Raw genomic sequence first — 19,912 nt, 5'->3', positions numbered from 1 at the left:
ATGGCTGCATCTGCAAGCAAAATCCAAGCCGGATCCCATCCGAACAATCGACCGTCCTCCCTCGCGTCGCTTGGCATTCATACATTTTTCGTCGTCTACTCTTTGCTGTGCATCATTCCGCTGCTTCTCATCGTCACGGTTTCCATCTCCGACGAGCGGTCGGTCGTGAAGAACGGGTACCGGTTTCTGCCCGATCGATTCAACACGGCCGCTTACGAGTTTCTGTTCAAGGATATCGGGCAAATTCTCCATTCGTACGGCATTTCCATCGCCGTTACCGTCATCGGCACCGTCCTGAGCATGATCGTCATCGCGCTGTATGCGTACCCGATTTCGCGTTCCAACTTTCCTCACGCCAAGTTTTTCACTTTTTTCGTCTTCTTCACGATGCTGTTCTCCGGAGGACTCGTGCCCTGGTATCTGGTGTACGTGCAGATGCTGGACCTGAAGGACACGCTGTGGTCGCTGATCATGCCGCTGATCATGTCGGCGTTCTGGGTGCTGATCACCCGGACGTTCTTCAAGGAGACGATTCCCCAGCAAGTGCTGGAGTCGGCCAAAATCGACGGGGCGGGCGAATTGCGGATTTTCATCCGGATCGTGCTCCCGCTGTCGATGCCGGTTCTGGCGACGGTGTCGTTGTTTCAGACGCTGGCGTATTGGAACGATTGGTTCTTGAGTCTCGTGTTCATCACGGACAACCGCAATATATCGGTACAGTACTTGCTCTACAAGATGCTGGCGAACATCCAATTTTTGTCGAGCAACCCGACGGCCGCGGCGGAGATCGCCCGGGCCGGGGGGATGTTCAACTTCCCGAGCGAGACGGTCCGGATGGCGCTGGTCATCGTCGGCGTAGGCCCGATCGTTTTCGCCTATCCGTTCTTTCAGCGGTACTTCGTCCGAGGCCTCACCGTCGGCGCCGTCAAAGGATAAGATGCGGCGCCGGGAGCGGAATCGTCGACTTCTTCCCTCGCGGCTTGAACCGGAATGCCGGTTGAGCATAAATTTCGAATTGGGGAGGTCCACCAGTCATGAAGCACGCGAATCAACGAGCGTTCATGCTTCTCGCCGTGCTGGCGGCGGTCGCGCTCGCCGTTGCGGCTTGCGGCGGCGGCGGCAAAAGCGGCGGCAGCAGCGGGGGCAACGGCGGCGAGCCGTCCGAGAGCGGCAGCAAGGCTTCTTCTTCGGCGGCATCGGATTTGAAGCCTTATCAGCTAAAGCTCGTATATGAAGGTCCGCCGCAAGCGGATGAAGCCAAAGTCGAAGAAGCGCTGAACAAGCTGTTGACCGAGAAAATCAACGCGACGATCGACATCGCTCCGATCGACTGGGGCGCATGGGATGACAAGATGAACCTGCTGATCGCTTCCCGCGAGCCGGCGGACGTTCTGTTCACCGCCCAATGGAACGGCTATGCGAAGAACGTGGCCAAGGGGGCGTACCTGGAACTGGGTTCGCTGCTCGACCAGTACGGCCAAGGCATCAAGGATTCGTTGGATCCCGCCTTCCTGGAAGGTTCCAAGATCAAAGGCAAAAACTACGGCATTCCGACCAACAAAGAGCTGGCCTCCGCAGGCGGCATCGTGTACCGCAAAGACATCGCCGATGAGCTCGGCCTCGATATGAGCAAAGTCAAGACGATCGAAGACCTGGATGCGATCTACAAAGTCGTCAAGGAAAAGAAGCCGGACATGATCCCGCTCTATACGACCGGCGGAGTGTTCGCGGCCCACTACTTCGTGGAATTCGACTTCCTCGGCGACGGAACGATTCCCGGGGCTATTTTGAAGAGCAAAGACGATACGACGGTCAAAATGGCCGAGGAGTTCGACGAATACAAGCATGCGCTGAAAGTCGCGCGAGACTATTTCCAGAAAGGCTATATCAATAAAGACGCGGCCACGACGCAGCTGTCTTCGCAAGATGCGTACAAAGCCGGCAACGTGTTCTCGACGGTCGAGCCGATGAAGCCGGGCAAAGCGGACGAAATCGCCAATGCCGCAGGCCTCGGCGGCAAGCTGGCGCAAATCACGCTGACGGGCAAAACGGTCGCGACGTCCGAAACGGCGGGCGCGATGCTGGCGATTTCCTCGACGTCCAAGGACCCGGCTCGGGCGATGATGTTCATCAACTTGCTCCATACCGACAAGGAAATCAACAACTTGCTGAATTTCGGGATCGAAGGCGTGCATTATACGCTGAACGGAGACATCATGACGCCGACCGCCGCGACTCCGCAATATTCCCCCGGCGTCGCGTGGGAGCTCGGCAATCAATTCCTGAACCATGTCTGGAATACGGAAGCGCCGGATAAGTGGGAGCAGTTCAAAGCGTTCAACAGCGGCGCCAAATCTTCTCCGGGTCTCGGCTTCGTATTCGACGGCGAACCCGTGAAAGCGGAAGTCGGCGCGCTTGCGAACGTCATCAAGCAGTACCAGAAACCGCTGGAAACCGGTTCGGTCGATATCGACAAAGTGCTGCCGGAATACGTAGCGGCGCTGAAAGCGGCCGGCGTAGACAAAGTGATCGCCGAGAAGCAGAAGCAATTCGACGCTTTCCTCGCTGCCAAGTAATCGAACCCGCGATAAGGGCCGTTCCCATGGGACGGCCCTTGTCTTTTGTCCGTGCAGCAGAGGGAACCTTCATGAGAGCTTCTCCCGCAAACCCCGGCCGCATTCGTCAAAAATACCCCCGCCGGCGGCGGCAAGATTAGACAGACATCGGCCGCGAAAGCCCTTATACTGGGTACATTCCATCCCGGCCCGATCCAGGCGGAATTTCGGACATCCGGACAAAGGACGGGGTTCCCGTGGTCGTGTATGTGGACTTGGTGTTTCTCACGAATCTGGCCGTCGACGGCACCGTGCTGCTGGCCACGGCCAAGGCGAGGCGCCTGCGGCCGGGCCGCGCCAGACTGGCCGCCGCTTCCGTGCTTGGCGCCGCATACGCGGCCGCCATGTTCTGGACGGACGTTCCCTACCTGTATTCGCTGGGCGCCAAAGTGCTCGTGTCGGCGCTGATGGTGCTGCTTACCTTCGGGTACGGCGGCCCGCTCGCTTTCCTCCGCACGTTCGGCGTCTTCTATACGGTGAATTTCGTCACGCTCGGCGGGGTGATCGGGCTCGGCAGCCTGCTGCAGTCCGCAGGCTCTCCCTGGAGCGGGATGTCGGTCACGCAAGACGGCGGTCTCGCGCTGGATTGGCGGATGCAGCTCGGGTTGTTCGCTGCCGCGTTCGGCTTGTCGGCGTGGCTGTTCCACGGAACGTCCGAAGTGAAGGCGAAGCAAGCCGATACCGACGCTCTGCTCTGGCGCGCGGAAATTCGCGTGGGCGGGGAGACGTGGGAAATCCCCGCCTTGCTCGACACGGGCAATCGGCTGTACGAACCGCTCACCCGGATCCCGGTCATGATCCTGGAAGCCGATTTATGGCGGCCGCACCTTCCTTCCGGATGGTGCGAGCGGCTGCAGAACGAATCCGCAGACAAGCTGATTTCGGAGCTGGACGATGCCGCGCGGGACGCGTTCCCTTGGATGGATCGGCTTCGGCTGGTGCCGTACCGCGGGGTGAACGGCGTTTCCCGCCTGATGCTGGCCGTCAAACCCGATGCCGTGACGTTATCGAGGGAAGGGGGGGCGGCGGCGGTGTCCACCCGGCTGCTGATCGGCCTCGACGGAGGCCGGCTGTCGTCCGATGGCGCTTACCGCGCCATCCTTCACCCTGATCTGGTCGCAACCGGCCGCGAGCGGCCGGCTCCATCCCAACCCGCCTGACAGGAGGTTTAAAACGCTCATGCTCGTCAAATGGAAGCTGATGTCCCAACTGACCCTCTACCGCCTGTTGCTCTGGCTCGGTTGGAAGAGCGAAGAGGTTTACTACATCGGAGGAAGCGAAGCGCTTCCCCCGCCGCTCACCCGCGAGGAAGAAGAATACTTGTTGGAACGCCTGCCGTCGGGGGACGCCGCGATCCGCGCGATGCTGATCGAGCGCAACCTGCGTCTTGTCGTGTATATCGCGCGCAAATTCGAGAACACCGGGATCAACATCGAAGACCTGGTGTCGATCGGGGCGATCGGCTTGATCAAAGCGGTCAACACCTTCGATCCCGAGAAGAAGATCAAGCTGGCCACCTACGCGTCCCGCTGCATCGAGAACGAAATCCTGATGTATTTGCGCCGCAACAGCAAAACGCGGACCGAGGTCAGTTTCGACGAGCCGCTGAACATCGATTGGGACGGAAACGAGCTGCTGCTCTCCGACGTGCTGGGAACGGAAAACGACACGATTTACCGCAACATCGAGGAACAGGTCGACCGCAAGCTGCTGCACAAAGCCCTGGACAAACTGACCGAACGCGAGCGGACGATCATGGAGCTGAGGTTCGGCCTGGCGGACGGGGAAGAGAAGACGCAGAAAGACGTCGCGGATCTGCTCGGCATTTCGCAATCGTACATTTCCAGATTGGAAAAACGCATCATCAAACGGCTCCGGAAGGAGTTCAACAAAATGGTGTGAAAGGCGCGCGTGGCGCGTCTTTTCTTTTGTCCGCGGCCCTCGTCCGCCCGGATTCGACAGGAGTCGACCGGAATAAAAAGGGGCTCCCCGGAGATACTTGACAGTAACGTTTGCTCCCGGGAGGAATTGCCATTGACCCGTAACAAAGTGGAAATTTGTGGAGTAGACACCTCTAAGCTTCCTGTCCTGACCAACGCCGAGATGAGGGAATTGTTTCTTGCTCTGCAAACCCGGGGAGAATGGGAGGCCCGCGAGAAGCTGGTCAACGGGAATTTGCGGCTCGTGCTCAGCGTGATCCAACGGTTCAATAACCGCGGGGAGTACGTGGACGACCTGTTCCAGGTGGGCTGCATCGGGCTGATGAAGGCGATCGACAATTTCGATCTCGGCCAGAACGTCCGGTTCTCCACCTACGCGGTGCCGATGATCATCGGGGAAATCCGCCGCTACTTGCGGGACAACAATCCGATCCGGGTCTCCCGCAGCCTTCGCGACATCGCCTACAAGGCGCTGCAGGTCCGGGACCAGCTGACGAACCAGCACGCGCGGGAGCCGACGATTTCGGAAATTTCCGCGGAACTGGGCGTGCCGAAGGAAGACATCGTATTCGCGCTCGACGCCATTCAGGATCCGGTTTCGCTGTTCGAACCGATCTACCACGACGGGGGAGATCCGATCTACGTCATGGACCAGATCAGCGACGAGCGGAACAAGGACATCCAGTGGATCGAGGAAATCGCGCTGCGCGAAGCGATGCGGAAGCTGAACGAAAGGGAGAAAATGATTCTTTCGATGCGTTTTTTCGAGGGCAAGACGCAGATGGAGGTCGCCGAGGAAATCGGCATCTCGCAGGCGCAGGTGTCCCGGCTCGAGAAGTCGGCGATCCAGCAAATGCAGAAGCACGTGAAAACGTAAGAGGACGGACCCGCAAGGGTCCTTTTGCGTTTCTATGCCGCGGTCGGATCGAGAACCCGTTTCGCAACGTTTTTCATGACTTTTTGGGGGCCGGGCTCATATATTTAGGGGGAAGGGGAGGAAACGGAAAGGGGGCGGCGGGGTTGAAAATTTCCGATTTCCAGACGAAGGACGTCATCAACATCGTGGACGGCAAGAAGCTCGGGCAAATCAGCGATTTGGAACTGGACCTGAGACAGGGGAGAATCGAAGCGATCGTCGTACCGGCCGTGACGCGGTTTTTCGGCATGTTCGGGGGAGGCAACGACGTGGTCATTCCCTGGCGCAACATCGTCAAAATCGGGGCTGACGTCGTGCTGGTCCGGCTGGATGACGCCAAACCGTACCGCGAAGAAGGGGAAGCCGCCAATCGATAGGCCGGAGGAAGCAGGCATGCGGGGGCCGTCTATTCGGAGATCCGCCGAGAAGCTTGGAGGGCTTACGTCCGATTTCGGCGCCGGCGCCGGTTATGGTACACTGAGGAGCGGAGGTGAGGCGGCATGGAACCATTCGCTCCCTTGGGCCGAGAAGGGGAAACCTCGCGGTTGTCCCTGACCGGCTGGGACGGCGAAGGCGTATCGGCCGGTTTTACGACGCGGCAAGCCGGCAACGTCGCGCTGCACGTGGGGGACGATCCGGCACGGGTCATCGAAAGGCGCCGCGCCGTCGCCGAGGCGCTCGGTTGGGATTTTGCCGTTTGGACTTGCGGGGAGCAAGTGCACGGAGCCGAGGCGTCCGTCGTCCGGCGGGAAGATGCCGGCAAAGGCCGCTTGGACCGGGATTCGGCTTTCCAAGATACGGACGCGTTCGTTACGAACGAACCGGGCGTTTTGCTCGTCCAATATTTCGCCGACTGCGTGCCGCTGTATTTCCACGATCCCGTCACCGGAGCGATCGGACTGGCGCACGCCGGCTGGAAAGGCACCGTGGCGGACATCGCCGGACGTGCCGTCGCCCGAATGGCCGAAACGTACGGCACGAGACCCGCGGATCTGCGAGCGGCGATCGGCCCTTCGATCGGGGCGTGCTGCTACGAGGTGGACGACGTCGTCATCCGGCGGGTGCTTCCGATGGCCGAAGACAAACCCGTCCTTCATCCGACGGCGGACGGCAAAGCCAGGCTCGACTTGAAAGAATTAAACCGACACCTTATGATAAAAGCAGGAATATTGCCGAGCCGCATCGAAATGTCTAGTTGGTGCACCAGCTGTCGGACCGATCTGTTTTTCTCCCATCGCGCGGAGAAGGGGAAAGCCGGACGGATGATGAGCTGGTTGGGCAGGAAAAAAGAGGTGACGTTGCCGTGACGCTGGACAGCCGGCTGCGGGACGTGGAACGCAGACTCGCGGAGGCGTGCGCGCGCTCCGGCCGCAAACGGGAAGACGTGACGGTCATCGCCGTCACCAAGTACGTTTCGGCGCAGACGGCGGCGGAAGCCGTCGGCGCGGGCGTCCGTCAGATCGGGGAGAACCGTTGGCCCGACGCGAAGGACAAGTGGGAGCTTCTGAAGGGACAAGCCGTCTTCCATTACATAGGTTCCCTTCAGACGAATAAAGCGAAAGACGTCGTCGGCCGTTTCGATTATATCCATTCGCTGGACCGGCTGCCGCTGGCGGAAGCCATTCAGAAGAAGGCGTCCGCGCTCGGCATCGAAGTGCCGTGCCTGATTCAAGTGAACGTATCCGGGGAAGAGAGCAAACACGGTTTGCCTCCCGAGCAAGTGCCCGAATTTCTGGGCGGGCTGCGCGCCTTCCCGGCGGTCAAGCCGATCGGTCTCATGACGATGGCCCCGCACGAAGAAGATCCGGAGCGTACGCGCCCGGTATTCCGCGGCCTTCGGGAGCTCAGGGACGAGCTGAATCGGATCGGGCTTACGGACGTCCCCTTGCGGGAGCTGTCGATGGGGATGTCGAACGACTTCGAAGTCGCGGTGGAAGAAGGCGCGACCTGGGTTCGGCTGGGTACGGTATTGGTCGGCAAGGAAAATAGAGAAGGATAACGATCCGTACCGGGGCGGAACGGACATTTGGAGGAGGGCTAACCATGGGCGTCATGAACCGATTCTTGAATTACCTGGGGCTTCAGGAGGAAGAAGAGATCGAGCGGGATACCGAGCGCGCGGGCGCCCGGGAAGAAACGGAAATTGAAACTTCCCCTTTCGAATCGCGTAGGAATGGGAGTAAGAATAACGTGGTCAGCATCCATTCCCAAAAAAGCGCCCGCATGGTGCTTACCGAACCGAGAACGTACGAGGAAGCCCAGGAGATCGCCGATCATCTGAAATCCCGCCGTTCCGTCGTGGTCAACCTCCAGCGGATTCGCCGCGAGCACGCGATCCGGATCGTCGACTTTCTCAGCGGCACCGTTTACGCGCTCGGCGGGACTATTTCCAAGCTTGGACCCGACATTTTCCTCTGCACGCCGGATTCCGTGGAAGTGTCGGGCACGATCACGGAGATGCTCTCGGAGGATGCCGATTATCCCAAAATGAGGTGACTCCGAATTGACGATCAGCGGTTACATTTATTTGCTTTATAACGTCTATTTCTACATGATCTTGATCTACGTGCTGATGTCCTGGCTGCCCGCGGTGAAGAACAGCGTGGTCGGCGATTTCCTCGGCAAGCTCGTCGAACCGTATTTGCGCCCTTTTCGCAGGCTGATTCCGCCGATCGGCGGCATTCTCGACATCTCGCCGATCATCGCGCTGTTCGCGCTGCGCTTCGTGGCGGCCGGCCTGGATGCCATCGTTTCGTTTTTCAGCCGCAGTTAGGAAGGGTGCTTATGAGCAAGAGCGAGATTTATTCGCATTTCCACCCGGAAGAAAAAGCTTTCGTGGACCGCGCCTGGGAATGGGTCGAGCGCGCCGCCGAGCGTCATGAGATGCGGCGGACCGATTTTCTCGATCCCCGCCAGGCGTTTATTTTGTCTACGCTGGCGAATCGCCATCCGGACGCCGCGGTAAGGCTGGATGGCGGAAGCCCCGAGGCGGAGCGAAAGCGGGCTTTGATCGCGCCGGACTATCGGGCGTTGGATGAGGGAGACATGGGCATCGCGGTGCTGGACATCTCGTCCGAGGACCGGCGGATTTCCGAATTGGACCATGGGGATTATCTCGGAGCTTTGCTCGGACTCGGGATCAAACGGGAGAAGATCGGGGACCTGCATGTCCGGGAAGACGGCTGCCATGCGGTGATCGCGGAGGAGATCGGGGATTTCCTGGTCGGGCATATGAAACAGGCCCATCGGGTGGACGTCCGCGTTGCCGTAATGCCGCTCTCGGAGCTGCGGGTCGTCCAACCGCAATGGGAGGAGATGACCGTCTCGGTCGCTTCTTTGCGGCTGGACGGCATCGCCGGCGACGTCTACCGGCTCAGCCGGGCGAAAATCGTCGAGCCGATCCGGGCCGGCCGTTGCCGGGTGAACTGGAAAACCGTGGAAGATCCGTCGGTCCCGCTGCGGGAAGGTGACGTCGTCTCGATGAAAGGTTTCGGCCGGTTCAAGGTAGTCGGAGTCGAAGGGCTGTCGAAAAGCGGCAGAACCCGGGTGCGAATCGGCAAATTTGTGTAGAAACGCGGAAGGATTTTCGCGGGTCCCGTCGAATTTACTCCTTGTAAAGAAGGCACGGCTTTAACGGAAAGCATATAGGAGGAGGCAAGACCATGCCATTATCGCCACTCGACATCCATAACAAGGAATTCAGCCGGCGGCTGCGTGGATATGACGAAGACGAGGTCAACGAGTTCCTTGATCAGATCATCAAGGATTACGAGGCCATGATCCGCGAAAATAAAGAGCTGCAGAACCAGCTTGCGACGATGCAGGAGAAGCTCGGCCACTTCGCGAACATCGAAGAGACGCTCAGCAAGACGATCATCGTCGCCCAGGAAGCGGCGGACGAGCTCAAGAACAACGCGAAGAAGGAAGCGCAGCTGATCGTGAAGGAAGCGGAGAAGAACGCCGACCGGATCATCAACGACTCGCTCGCCAAGTCGCGCAAAGTCGCGCTGGAAGTCGAGGAGCTGAAGAAGCAGGCCGCGATTTACCGCGCCCGGTTCCGCGCGCTCGTGGAGACGCAGCTCGACTTGCTCGGCAAGGACGGCTGGGATTCGCTCGACACGCGAGAGCCGAAGGAAATCGAAGCGTAAGCCGGAACGATGGACCGGCCTGGGGAACCGTCCGTGAGGAGAAATCCGCTTGGGCGGTTTTTTTGCGTCGTACCGGAAACGATGCCCAGCCTCGTCACGGCCGGGCGCCGAAGGATTTGACAAAAGGCGCGCCAAACCGTATAACAATAATAAGATTGCACATGGCAAACGTCGAAGACGGGAACCAGTAAGCGGAGTTTCCGATCCCAGAGAGTTGGCGGCCGCTGCGAGCCAACGTTCGGACCCGGCTGAACATCGTCCCCGAGACGCCCCTTGAACCTGCCCGCGGATCCGCGGCTCAGTAGAGGGCGCCGGATGCCTGCCGTTACCGGGCGGGCCGATCGCCGATCGGCCGACAAGTGCCGTCCCTCTGCCTTTCGAACGGGCATAGCGGCGGAACAAGGGTGGTACCGCGAGCACGCCTCGTCCCTTTCGGGGGACGGGGCTTTTTTTTATTTTGCGATCAGAAAAGAAGGGGTGTACGGGATGCGCCGAATCGACGTCAAAGAACGGGCCAGAGCCCGCGAGCAACGCATTTTGGAAACGTGGAACCGGGAAGATACCTTCCGGAGATCGATCGAGAACCGCGCCGGCCGGCCGAACTTCGTCTTCTACGAAGGACCGCCGACCGCGAACGGCAAGCCCCACATCGGGCACGTGCTGGGCCGCGTCATCAAAGACTTCGTCAGCCGCTACAAGACGATGTCCGGTTACCGGGTCATCCGCAAGGCGGGATGGGACACGCACGGGCTGCCGGTCGAATTGGGCGTGGAGAAGCAGCTCGGCATCTCCGGCAAGCAGGAAATCGAGAAATACGGCATCGAGCCGTTCATCCAGAAATGCAAGGAGAGCGTGTTCGAATACGAGCGCCAGTGGCGCGAGCTGACCGAAGCGATCGCCTATTGGACGGATCTCGACGACCCGTACATCACGCTCCGCAACGAGTATATCGAGAGCGTCTGGAACATCTTGGCCACGATCCACGACAAAGGCCTGCTGTACCGGGGCCACCGCGTCAGCCCGTATTGCCCGGATTGCCAGACGACGCTCAGCTCGCATGAAGTCGCCCAAGGATACGAAGACGTCAAGGATCTGACCGCGACGGCCAAATTCCGCCTGAAGGACAGCGGCGAATACGTCCTCGCCTGGACGACGACGCCGTGGACGCTGCCGGCCAACGTCGCGCTGGCCGTTCACCCGGACATCGATTACGTTCGCGTCCGCCAAGGTGACGAGACGTACATCGTCGCCGGCACGTTGGCCGAGAAGGTCATGAAGGGCGAGTACGAGACGCTGGGGTCCGTGAAAGGCCGCGACCTGGTCGGCTTGACGTACGAGCCGCTTTTCCAATACGCGAAGGTAGAGAACGCCTACCGCATCGTCGACGCCGATTATGTCAGCGACGCCAGCGGTACGGGCATCGTCCACATTTCGCCGGCTCACGGCGAAGACGACAACCGGGTGGCCCGCCAGCACGGATTGCCGATGCTGATGGTCGTGAACAACGCCGGCCGGTACATCGACGAAGTCACCGACTTCGCCGGCCGTTTCGTCAAGGATTGCGACGTGGACATCGTCAAGGATTTGACCGCCCGCGGCTTGTTGTACCACAAGGAAAAATACGAGCACAGCTACCCGTTCTGCTGGCGCTGCAAAACGCCGCTGCTCTACTACGCGACCGAAAGCTGGTTCATCCGCACGACCGCGGTGAAGGACCAGCTCATCGCCAACAACCGGAAAATCGCCTGGTACCCGGAGCACCTTCGGGATGGCCGTTTCGGCAAGTTCCTCGAGGATCTCGTCGACTGGAACATCAGCCGGAACCGGTATTGGGGCACGCCGCTTAACGTATGGGTGTGCGAGTCCTGCGGCAAGGAGAAGGCGCCGCACAGCCACGCGGAACTGCATTCGCTGGCCGTCGGTCACGTGGCGGAGGATCTCGAGCTGCATAAACCGTACGTGGACGACGTGAAGCTGCGCTGCGAATGCGGCGGCACGATGAACCGCACGCCCGAGGTCATCGACGTCTGGTTCGACAGCGGCTCGATGCCGTTCGCGCAGTACCATCATCCGTTCGGGGACGAAAAGACGTTCCGGGAGCAATACCCGGCCGACTTCATTTGCGAAGGCATCGACCAGACCCGCGGCTGGTTCTTCAGCTTGCTGGCGGTCTCCACGCTGTACAACGGCCAGGTGCCGTATAAATCCGTCATTTCGACCGGCCACGTGCTGGACGAGAACGGGCAGAAAATGAGCAAGTCCAAAGGCAACGTCATCGACCCGTGGGAGATCATCGACGAATTCGGCACCGACGCGTTCCGCTGGGCGCTGCTGGCGGACAGCGCGCCCTGGAACAGCAAGCGGTTTTCCAAGACGATCGTCGCCGAAGCGAAATCGAAAGTCATCGACACGCTGGTCAACACGCACGCGTTCTACGCGCTCTACGCCGACATCGACGGATTCGATCCAAAGAAGCATCCGCGCCGCAAGTCGGACAACAAGCTGGACCGCTGGATCCTGTCCCGGCTGAACACGCTGGCAGGGGAAGTCCGCAAAGGCCTGGACGCCAACGACTTCCTGAACCCGGCCCGGGCGATCGAAGGTTTCGTCGACGAGCTGTCCAATTGGTATGTCCGCCGCTCCCGCGACCGCTTCTGGGGAAGCGGGCTGACGGACGATAAAGCGGCCGCGTACCATACGCTGCGCGACACGCTGCTGACGGTGTCCCGCTTGATCGCGCCATACGTTCCGTTCGTAGCGGAGGACATTTACCGCAACCTGGGCGGCGGGGAGAGCGTCCATTTGGCCGACTTCCCGAAGGAAGACCCGGCGCTCACCGACGAAGCGCTGGAACGGGACATGGCCGCGGTCCGCGCCGTCGTGGAGCTGGCCCGCAACGTCCGCAACGAGACGGGCATCAAGACGCGCCAGCCGCTGTCCGAGCTGCTCGTGTCGCTGTCCGCGGACCTGGATCTTTCCAAGTACGAGGAGATCATCCTGGATGAGCTCAACGTCAAGCGCATCACCCAAGTCTCGGACGACAGCGGATTCGTCCGTTTCCACATGAAGCTGAACCTGAAGATCGGCGGCAAAAAGTACGGCAAAAACGTCGGGCCGATCCAGCAGGCGCTGAAATCGCTGACGGCGGAGGAAGCCCGGGAGGTCGTCTCCGGCGGATCGTTCCGGATGACGAGCCCCGAAGGGGAAGCGCTCGACATTCCGCTGGAGGAGCTGCTCGTGGAGAAGGAAGCCAAGTCCGGCTTCGCGTCCGCGTCCGGCGGAGGCGTGACCGTGGCGCTGAACACGGAAATCACGCCGGAGCTGGAGCAAGAGGGACTGGTCCGCGAAGTGATCCGAGCCGTGCAGGATACCCGCAAAAAGCTGGACCTGCCGATCGAGGCCCGCATCCGGCTCACGATCGACGCCGATGCCGAGACGGTGGCGGCGATCCAGGCGTTCGAACACGTGCTTCGCGAAAACGTCCTGCTTCGGGAGGTCGCGTTCGACCTCAAAGAGGACATGGAGCGGGTGCAGGCGGGAGACAAGACGATCGGGCTGTCGATCGAGGCGTAAAAATTGGAAACGCGCATTGCCAGGCAAAAAGCCGATTCGTGCCCGCGAGGGTTACGGATCGGCTTTTCGACTCATTCTAAAGGAACAGTCCGTTAGAATAGGCGGTGACGCTTTTGTCCGAAAAGGAACAACGTCCGATCGACGGGAATTCCGAACCTGTCCCTGATCCGAGGGACGGGGAGGCCCGGGAGTTGACCGCGTCGCTCCGCGGGGTAGCGGAGCTGATGGACCGCATTTCGCGGGATATGCAGAAAGCGCAGCTGGCCGAATACATCAACCTGATGAACCGGCCGTGGCAATTGATTTGGCGCAATTTCCTGTCCGGGCTGACGCGCGGAATCGGCATCGCGCTCGGCTTTACCTTCTTCGCGGCGACGATCGTCTGGGTGCTGCAGACGCTCGGCAAACTGAACCTGCCGATCGTCGGGGACTACATCGCCGATATCGTCCGCATCGTCCAGCGCCAGTTGCAGATCAATCCGTATTAAACGAGTCGTTTTCGTCGTAGTACCCGTCCGGCTCGAGCAGCGAGTACCCTTCGCCGGCATTCATATATCGGCGGTACTCGCGGTTGCGGACGACCGATACCCGGCGGCCGGTGATGTCGGTGGCGAGAAAGCTTTCGATCGGCTCGACGAAGCCTTCGTTCTCGTCCGCTTCGATATGGATGGAATCATAGTCCAATACCCGGTTGTCCTCGGCCATGGCCGGACTGTTGGAATTGCCCCAGTTCGCGACGATCTGCCAGGCGTCTTCGCCGTCGAAGGCGGTCTGGTCGTTCTCGTCCATGCTGGTTCTACCGAACGGCGGCTGCAGGAAGCGCTCCTCGACCGGCCTGCGTTTGGACGTATCTTGCCGGGGCTCGTGTTCCACGCAATACTCGGCCGTCGGCATGGCGTCCAGACGTTCCGGGGAGATGAAAGCCCCGCACTCCTTGCAGCGCCCGTATTCGCCGGTCTCCATCCGCTCCAGGGCGGATTCGATGCGCTCCAAGCGGTAGGCGTCCCGCTCGAGCAGCGTCCGGTCTTTGCTGCGCTCGAACATTTCGGTTCCCAAATCCCCGGGATGGTTATCGTTTACGGATAATTCGTCGAGCGAATCGCGCATGGATTCGTTCAACTGATAATGGTCGTTGCCGCTGACCCGCTTCTCCAAGTCGCTCTTGTCCCGCAGCAGCCTCCGGCGAAGCTCGTGCAGCATGTCTGGGTTCAACGGATGACTCACGGCTGTTCCTCCTTTAATCGGGAGTTTGACGGAGTCAAACTCTCTCCGTTCCAGGGAGTATTGACGAAGTCAAACGCTCCCCCCTGCGTTCTTCCTCTATTGTTCTCCGCCCGATGCCGTTTTACGTGCCGCGACCCAAGGGGGAGTCGGCCAAAACTTACGGAATTTGCCGAACGCCGCGGGGCGGATCACGTATGGGTATTGACTCGGTTCGTGGCAACGTATCCGGCGATGTGTTAAAATCAACACGTTGGAGATACGAAGAAAGGCGGAATACTTTCATGCAGCGACGCGTATGGCCCGTTTGGACTTATTATGCCATTGCGGCACTGGTGTTCCTGATCGACTACGTCAGCAAAAAGGTCGTCGTCAACACCATTCGGGAGAACGATCAAATCAAGGTGCTGGGGAATTTCTTCTGGCTCACTTCCATCCGCAACCGCGGGGCCGCGTTCAGCATCATGCAGGAGCAGCGGTGGTTTTTCCTTACGGTCACGGTGGTCGTCGCGGGAGCGATCATCTGGTATGTCCAGCGGTCGTACCGGACGGGAAGCCGGCTTCTCTTGGTCGCGCTCGGCATGATCCTGGGCGGAGCCCTGGGCAATTTCCTGGATCGCGCGTTGTACGGCGAAGTCGTCGACTTTTTGCAATTCAATTTCGGCAGCTATACGTTCCCGGTCTTCAACCTTGCCGATTCCGGCATTTGCGTCGGGGTGGCGCTGGTGATTCTGGATTCGCTGCTGTCGAACAAACGGGAGAATCGATCGAATGACAATGGAGAATCCACCCGAGAGCAGCCCATCTGAAGAGTGGGATTTGGATGCTTCGGAAGAGTTGGACCGCAAGCGGTCATGGACGGTGGAAGACGGGCAAGCCGGAGAGCGGGCGGACAAGCATATCACGGACGCGATGGGGGATCCCGCCGTCTCCCGTTCCCAAGTGCAGGAATGGATCCGCGGGGGGCTGGCGACGGTAAACGGGTTGGCGATCAAGCCCAACGCGCGGGTAGCGGCCGGCGATCTCGTCGAAGTGACGATCCCCGAACCCGAGCCGGTGGAAATCGTGCCGGAAAACATCCCTTTGGATATCGTGTACGAGGATGGGGACGTCATCGTCATGAACAAACCGCGGGGCATGGTCGTCCATCCCGCCGCCGGCCATCCTTCCGGGACGATCGTCAACGCGCTGATGTACCACTGCCGCGATTTGTCGGGCATTAACGGCGTCATGAGACCCGGCATCGTCCACCGCATCGATAAAGATACATCCGGGCTGCTGATGGCGGCGAAAAATGACCTTGCCCACGCTTCCTTGGCGGCCCAGTTGAAGGAACATTCCGTCACCCGTCGGTACCAGGCCATCGCGTACGGCATCATCCCGCACGACCGGGGGACGATCGACGCGCCGCTCGGACGGGACCCGCATGACCGCAAGCTGTATACCGTAACCGAAAAAGGCGGAAAACGCGCCGTCACCCATTTCGCGGTGGCCGAACGGTTTCCGCCGGACTACACGTTCGTGGAGCTGCGGCTGGAGACCGGAAGGACGCACCAGATCCGGGTGCATATGAAGTACATCGGTTTCCCGCTCGTGGGCGATCCGGTGTACGGAGGCCGTGCGGGGAGGACGCTGGGCATGTCCGGCCAGGCGCTGCACGCCGGCGTGCTGGGCTTCGATCACCCGCGGACGGGCGAGCGCCTGGAGTTCTCCGCGCCGCTTCCCGAGGACATGGAGCATGCGCTCGCGATTTTGCGCACGCGATGAGGGACGCGGGTAACGCGGCAGTGGCAGAACCGCGATGAACGCGCCGAACGCGTTAAGTCGGTGAGACCGACTTCATGGTGCGCGACAGGCACGGAGTGTTGGCGTTACGTCGGTGAGACCGACTTAATGGTGCGCGACAGGCACGGAGTGTTGGCGTTAAGTCGGTGAGACCGACTTAACGGTGCGCGACAGGCACGGAGTATTGGCGTTAAGTCGGTGAGACCGACTTAAAGGTACGTAACAGGTACGGAGTATTGTCGTTAAGTCGGTGAGACCGACTTAACGGTGCGTGAAGGGTACGGAGTACTGGCCTTAAGTCGGTGAGACCGACTTAACGGTGCGCGACAGGCACGGAGTGGTGGCGTTAAGGCGGTGAGACCGACTTAACGGTGCGCGACAGGCACGGAGTGGTGGCGTTAAGGCGGTGAGACCGACTTAACGGTGCGTGAAGGGTACGGAGTACTGGCATTAAGTCGGTGAGACCGACTTAAAGGTGCGCGACGGGTACGGAGTACTGGCATTAAGTCGGTGAGACCGACTTAACGGTGCGTGAAGGGTACGGAGTACTGGCCTTAAGTCGGTGAGACCGACTTAAAGGTGCGCGACTGGTACGGAGTTATGGCTTTAAGTCGGTGAGACCGACTTAAAGGTGCGCGACGGGTACGGAGTACTGGCATTAAGTCGGAGAGACCGACTTAACGGTGCGTGAAGGGTACGGAGTACTGGCATTAAGTCAGTGAGACCGACTTAACGGTGTGCGACAGGCACGGAGAATTGGCGTTAAGTCGGTTAGACCGACTTAAAGGTGCGTAACAGATACGGAGTATTGGCGTTAAGTCGGTGAGACCGACTTAATGGTGCGCGACAGGCACGGAGTATTAGCGTTAAGTCGGTGAGACCGACTTAACGGTGCGCGACGGGCACAGAGAATAAGTGTTAAGTCGGTGAGACCGACTTAACGGTGTGTGAAGGGTACGTATCGGGAGGATTAAGCCTGCAAGACAAGCTTAATGGTGCGTGAAGGGTACGAAGCGTAGGGTTTAAGCCTGCGAGACAGGCTTAACAGGTCAGAGACGGGCAGTGCTACGGGGGTTAAGCCTGCGAAACAGGCTTAATGGTGCGTTGACTCAACAGTGCGCGCATCGTTGTCCGATTTTGTCGTACATCTCTCTTGAAAACGCTCAAAGATACCATCAATATCGGATTTTTTCGTACATCGCCCGGTTTTTTGAACAAAATGGCCTTCGCTGTACGACTTTCCCGTACATCACCCTCCAATTTTCGAAAAACGGCCGGCGATATCCGATTTTTCCTTACATCAACCCGAATCTGATCATTGGCGACAACGAAGCGGAAGCGCGCTTTACGTTGTCGTCTTTTTTGTGCGCGTGCTCGCGCCTCGCCCCCGGCTTCGCCATCGGGATTCTGCAAATGTTCGGCAAAATAATGCATGGAGAATCCGGAGCCGGTCAGGCATATTAGTCATCAGAATGAAACGAAGGAGAGTCGGACAAAGTGAGCGTGGAACAATACCAGAACACGTACATCCAGGAGTCGTTCGCGAAACGCATCGGCGGATCGGACTACGGCAAGGATACGAACATCTACAAATTCGAGAAAATCAAACGGGCCAAAGCGGCCGCCAGACAAGCCCATCCGGACGTCGAGCTGATCGACATGGGCGTCGGGGAACCCGACGAAATGGCCGACGCGCAGATCGTGGCGAAGCTGGCCGAAGAGGCAGCCAAGCCCGAAAACCGCGGCTACGCCGACAACGGCATTCCCGCGTTCAAGGAAGCGGCGGCGCGTTACTTGAAAAACGTATTCAACGTGGACGGCATCGACTCGGTGACGGAAGTGCTCCACACGATCGGGGCCAAACCGGCGCTGGCCATGCTGCCGGCGGTATTCATCAACCCCGGCGACGTCACGATCATGACCGTGCCCGGATATCCGGTCATGGGTACGCATACGAAGTACTACGGCGGCGAAGTATACAACGTCAAACTGACGAAGGAAAACAACTTCCTGCCGGACCTGGACGCGATCCCGGAAGACATCGCGCGCCGCGCGAAGCTGCTGTACCTGAACTACCCGAACAACCCGACGGGCGCCGCCGCGACGGTCGAATTTTTCGCGAAGGTGATCGAGTGGGCCAAGAAATACGAAGTCATCGTCGTGCATGACGCGCCGTATGCAGCGCTGACTTACGACGGAGCGAAGCCGTTCAGCTTCCTGTCCGTGCCGGGAGCGAAGGACGTCGGCGTGGAGCTGCACTCCCTCTCCAAATCGTACAACATGACCGGCTGGCGGATCGGCTTCATCGCCGGCAATCCGCTGATCGTCAAGGCGTTCGGCGACGTGAAGGACAACAGCGATTCCGGCCAGTTCATCGCGATCCAGAAAGCCGCCGCTTACGGCCTGGAGCATCCGGAGATCACGGAGGCGATCTCGGCCAAGTATTCCCGCAGGCACGACCTGCTGGTCGCCGCGCTGAACGAAATCGGGTTCCGCGCCGAGAAACCGAAGGGCTCCTTCTTCCTCTACGTCGAAGCGCCGAAAGGCATCAAAGGCGGCCAACGGTTCGAGACCGCCGAGGACTTCTCGCAATACTTGATCCGCGAAAAAATGATTTCCACCGTGCCGTGGGACGACGCCGGCCATTTCATCCGGCTGTCGGTTACGTTCAACGCGCCGGGAGAAGCGGAAGAACGCCGGGTCATCGGGGAAATCAAGCGCCGCCTGACCGACGTGGAATTCGAATTTTAATCGGAAACCGTCCCAAACCCGTTATACGCCTTGACAGTCCCGGATCGGCGTGGGATAATCCTAGGAGATCGATTCGCACCTTTAAATCAGTCCCGTGAGACTGGCAAGGCGGCGCAGCGCATCCCTTAGGCTCGGCAATGGCTTTCGTCCGGAACGGACTGGCCGCATCGCCGTGTCCATAGGTAGGGTCAAACTGTGAGCAATCCCCCTTGCGTCTGACGCAAGGGGGTATTTTTATGGCCGTTGGGCCGATGGAAGGCGGTGCCCATGTGCAAGATTCCCGCGTGATCATGGACGAATCCGCGATCCGGCGGGCGCTTACCCGGATCGCCCATGAAGTGCTCGAGAAGAATAAAGGAATCGAAGGCTGCGTGCTGATCGGCATCCGCACCCGCGGCGTCTTTTTGGCCAAACGGGTGGCGGAACGGATTCTGGAAATCGAAGGGGTGCCCGTCGCCGTGGGCGAGCTGGACATCACCCGTTACCGGGACGACCGCCCCGAGCAAGAACGGGCGGCCGCCGGACCCCGCAGCGGCTCTTCCGAACCGGGTCTCGGCCTGCCGTCCTCCACGCAGGACAAGCGGATCATTCTGTTCGACGACGTGCTGTATACGGGACGCACGATCCGTGCCGCGCTGGACGCCTTGATGGACCACGGGAGACCCCAATCGATCCAGCTTGCGGTCCTGGTCGACCGGGGACACCGCGAACTCCCGATCCGGCCCGATTATATCGGCAAAAACGTCCCGACTTCCCGGCACGAGCAAATACGGGTATCGCTGCAGGAAATCGACGGCACGGACCAAGTCAAAATTTTGCATCCCCTGGAACCGGAAGCATAAGCCGCAACGGTTCTGGGCGGTCATCGTGAATCTTTATGCAAGCTGACGATTTTTTACCCCTAATAAGTGACAACTCATCATCATAGGTATACAATAAAGTGTATAAAAATTCACGATGACC

Annotated in this window: 19 protein-coding genes and 1 other annotated feature; of the genes, 18 read left to right on the top strand and 1 reads right to left on the bottom strand. The window is 59.6% G+C overall.

The window, feature by feature from the left end; all coding sequences use genetic code 11:
• The 14 genes from PTZ19_RS15195 (at position 1) to PTZ19_RS15130 (ending at position 13,680) form a co-directional block, all read left to right on the top strand.
• Entirely contained in the window at positions 1-936 is a 936-nt protein-coding gene (locus PTZ19_RS15195) for a carbohydrate ABC transporter permease (RefSeq protein ID WP_276355918.1), read from the top strand.
• A gap of 98 nt (positions 937-1,034) precedes the next feature.
• Positions 1,035-2,576, top strand: a complete 1,542-nt coding sequence (locus PTZ19_RS15190; protein ID WP_276355917.1) for an ABC transporter substrate-binding protein — start codon at positions 1,035-1,037, stop codon at positions 2,574-2,576.
• A 236-nt stretch (positions 2,577-2,812) separates the two neighbouring features.
• Entirely contained in the window at positions 2,813-3,775 is a 963-nt protein-coding gene (locus tag PTZ19_RS15185) for a sigma-E processing peptidase SpoIIGA (RefSeq protein WP_276355916.1), read from the top strand.
• 19 nt (positions 3,776-3,794) lie between these two features.
• Positions 3,795-4,517 (top strand): RNA polymerase sporulation sigma factor SigE, encoded by a 723-nt coding sequence (gene sigE, locus PTZ19_RS15180; protein ID WP_276355915.1) that lies wholly within the window; start codon positions 3,795-3,797, stop codon positions 4,515-4,517.
• Between the two features lie 132 nt (positions 4,518-4,649).
• Positions 4,650-5,432, top strand: a complete 783-nt coding sequence (gene sigG / locus PTZ19_RS15175) for an RNA polymerase sporulation sigma factor SigG (RefSeq protein ID WP_276355914.1) — start codon at positions 4,650-4,652, stop codon at positions 5,430-5,432.
• Positions 5,433-5,575: 143 nt separating this feature from the next.
• On the top strand, positions 5,576-5,848 hold the full coding sequence (locus tag PTZ19_RS15170) for a YlmC/YmxH family sporulation protein (RefSeq protein ID WP_276355913.1): 273 nt from the start codon (positions 5,576-5,578) through the stop codon (positions 5,846-5,848).
• Between the two features lie 123 nt (positions 5,849-5,971).
• Positions 5,972-6,778, top strand: a complete 807-nt coding sequence (pgeF, locus tag PTZ19_RS15165) for a peptidoglycan editing factor PgeF (protein ID WP_276355912.1) — start codon at positions 5,972-5,974, stop codon at positions 6,776-6,778.
• The gene (locus PTZ19_RS15160; RefSeq protein ID WP_276355911.1) at positions 6,775-7,470 is read left to right on the top strand and encodes a YggS family pyridoxal phosphate-dependent enzyme; all 696 of its coding nucleotides are present in this window, start codon (positions 6,775-6,777) and stop codon (positions 7,468-7,470) included. The genes pgeF and PTZ19_RS15160 overlap by 4 nt, the downstream gene beginning before the upstream one ends.
• Positions 7,471-7,514: 44 nt before the next feature.
• Positions 7,515-7,967 carry a cell division protein SepF gene (locus PTZ19_RS15155; protein ID WP_276355910.1) on the top strand — a complete coding sequence of 151 codons (453 nt, stop codon included), beginning with the start codon at positions 7,515-7,517 and terminating at the stop codon, positions 7,965-7,967.
• Between the two features lie 7 nt (positions 7,968-7,974).
• The gene (locus PTZ19_RS15150; RefSeq protein WP_276355909.1) at positions 7,975-8,244 is read left to right on the top strand and encodes a YggT family protein; all 270 of its coding nucleotides are present in this window, start codon (positions 7,975-7,977) and stop codon (positions 8,242-8,244) included.
• A gap of 11 nt (positions 8,245-8,255) precedes the next feature.
• Positions 8,256-9,041, top strand: coding sequence for a YlmH family RNA-binding protein (locus PTZ19_RS15145; RefSeq protein ID WP_276355908.1), 786 nt, complete (start codon positions 8,256-8,258; stop codon positions 9,039-9,041).
• A 92-nt stretch (positions 9,042-9,133) separates the two neighbouring features.
• Positions 9,134-9,619, top strand: coding sequence for a DivIVA domain-containing protein (locus tag PTZ19_RS15140; protein ID WP_276355907.1), 486 nt, complete (start codon positions 9,134-9,136; stop codon positions 9,617-9,619).
• Between the two features lie 165 nt (positions 9,620-9,784).
• Positions 9,785-10,053 (top strand) — a binding site (T-box leader).
• Positions 10,054-10,105: 52 nt separating this feature from the next.
• A complete protein-coding gene (gene ileS, locus PTZ19_RS15135) occupies positions 10,106-13,192 on the top strand; it encodes an isoleucine--tRNA ligase (protein ID WP_276355906.1) in 3,087 nt (1,028 codons plus the stop codon).
• 191 nt (positions 13,193-13,383) lie between these two features.
• Positions 13,384-13,680 (top strand): DUF5665 domain-containing protein, encoded by a 297-nt coding sequence (locus tag PTZ19_RS15130; RefSeq protein ID WP_422615005.1) that lies wholly within the window; start codon positions 13,384-13,386, stop codon positions 13,678-13,680.
• On the opposite strand, the gene PTZ19_RS15125 is transcribed toward PTZ19_RS15130, so the two are convergent.
• Positions 13,667-14,392 (bottom strand): TraR/DksA C4-type zinc finger protein, encoded by a 726-nt coding sequence (locus PTZ19_RS15125; protein ID WP_276356012.1) that lies wholly within the window; start codon positions 14,390-14,392, stop codon positions 13,667-13,669. The two genes, PTZ19_RS15130 and PTZ19_RS15125, sit on opposite strands and share 14 nt — an antisense overlap.
• A 305-nt stretch (positions 14,393-14,697) precedes the next feature.
• On the opposite strand from PTZ19_RS15125, the gene lspA reads away from it, so the two are divergent.
• The 4 genes from lspA (at position 14,698) to pyrR (ending at position 19,791) form a co-directional block, all read left to right on the top strand.
• Positions 14,698-15,222 (top strand): signal peptidase II, encoded by a 525-nt coding sequence (lspA, locus tag PTZ19_RS15120; protein WP_276355905.1) that lies wholly within the window; start codon positions 14,698-14,700, stop codon positions 15,220-15,222.
• The gene (locus PTZ19_RS15115) at positions 15,191-16,180 is read left to right on the top strand and encodes an RluA family pseudouridine synthase (RefSeq protein ID WP_276356011.1); all 990 of its coding nucleotides are present in this window, start codon (positions 15,191-15,193) and stop codon (positions 16,178-16,180) included. The genes lspA and PTZ19_RS15115 overlap by 32 nt, the downstream gene beginning before the upstream one ends.
• A gap of 1,515 nt (positions 16,181-17,695) precedes the next feature.
• The gene (locus tag PTZ19_RS15110) at positions 17,696-18,949 is read left to right on the top strand and encodes an LL-diaminopimelate aminotransferase (protein WP_276355904.1); all 1,254 of its coding nucleotides are present in this window, start codon (positions 17,696-17,698) and stop codon (positions 18,947-18,949) included.
• A gap of 236 nt (positions 18,950-19,185) precedes the next feature.
• Positions 19,186-19,791 carry a bifunctional pyr operon transcriptional regulator/uracil phosphoribosyltransferase PyrR gene (gene pyrR / locus PTZ19_RS15105; RefSeq protein ID WP_276355903.1) on the top strand — a complete coding sequence of 202 codons (606 nt, stop codon included), beginning with the start codon at positions 19,186-19,188 and terminating at the stop codon, positions 19,789-19,791.
• Positions 19,792-19,912: the final 121 nt, after the last annotated feature.

The organism is Cohnella caldifontis (assembly GCF_029360585.1).
Classification (GTDB): Bacteria; Bacillota; Bacilli; order Paenibacillales; family Paenibacillaceae; genus Cohnella; species Cohnella caldifontis.
This window is presented reverse-complemented; position numbering and strand designations above follow the sequence as displayed.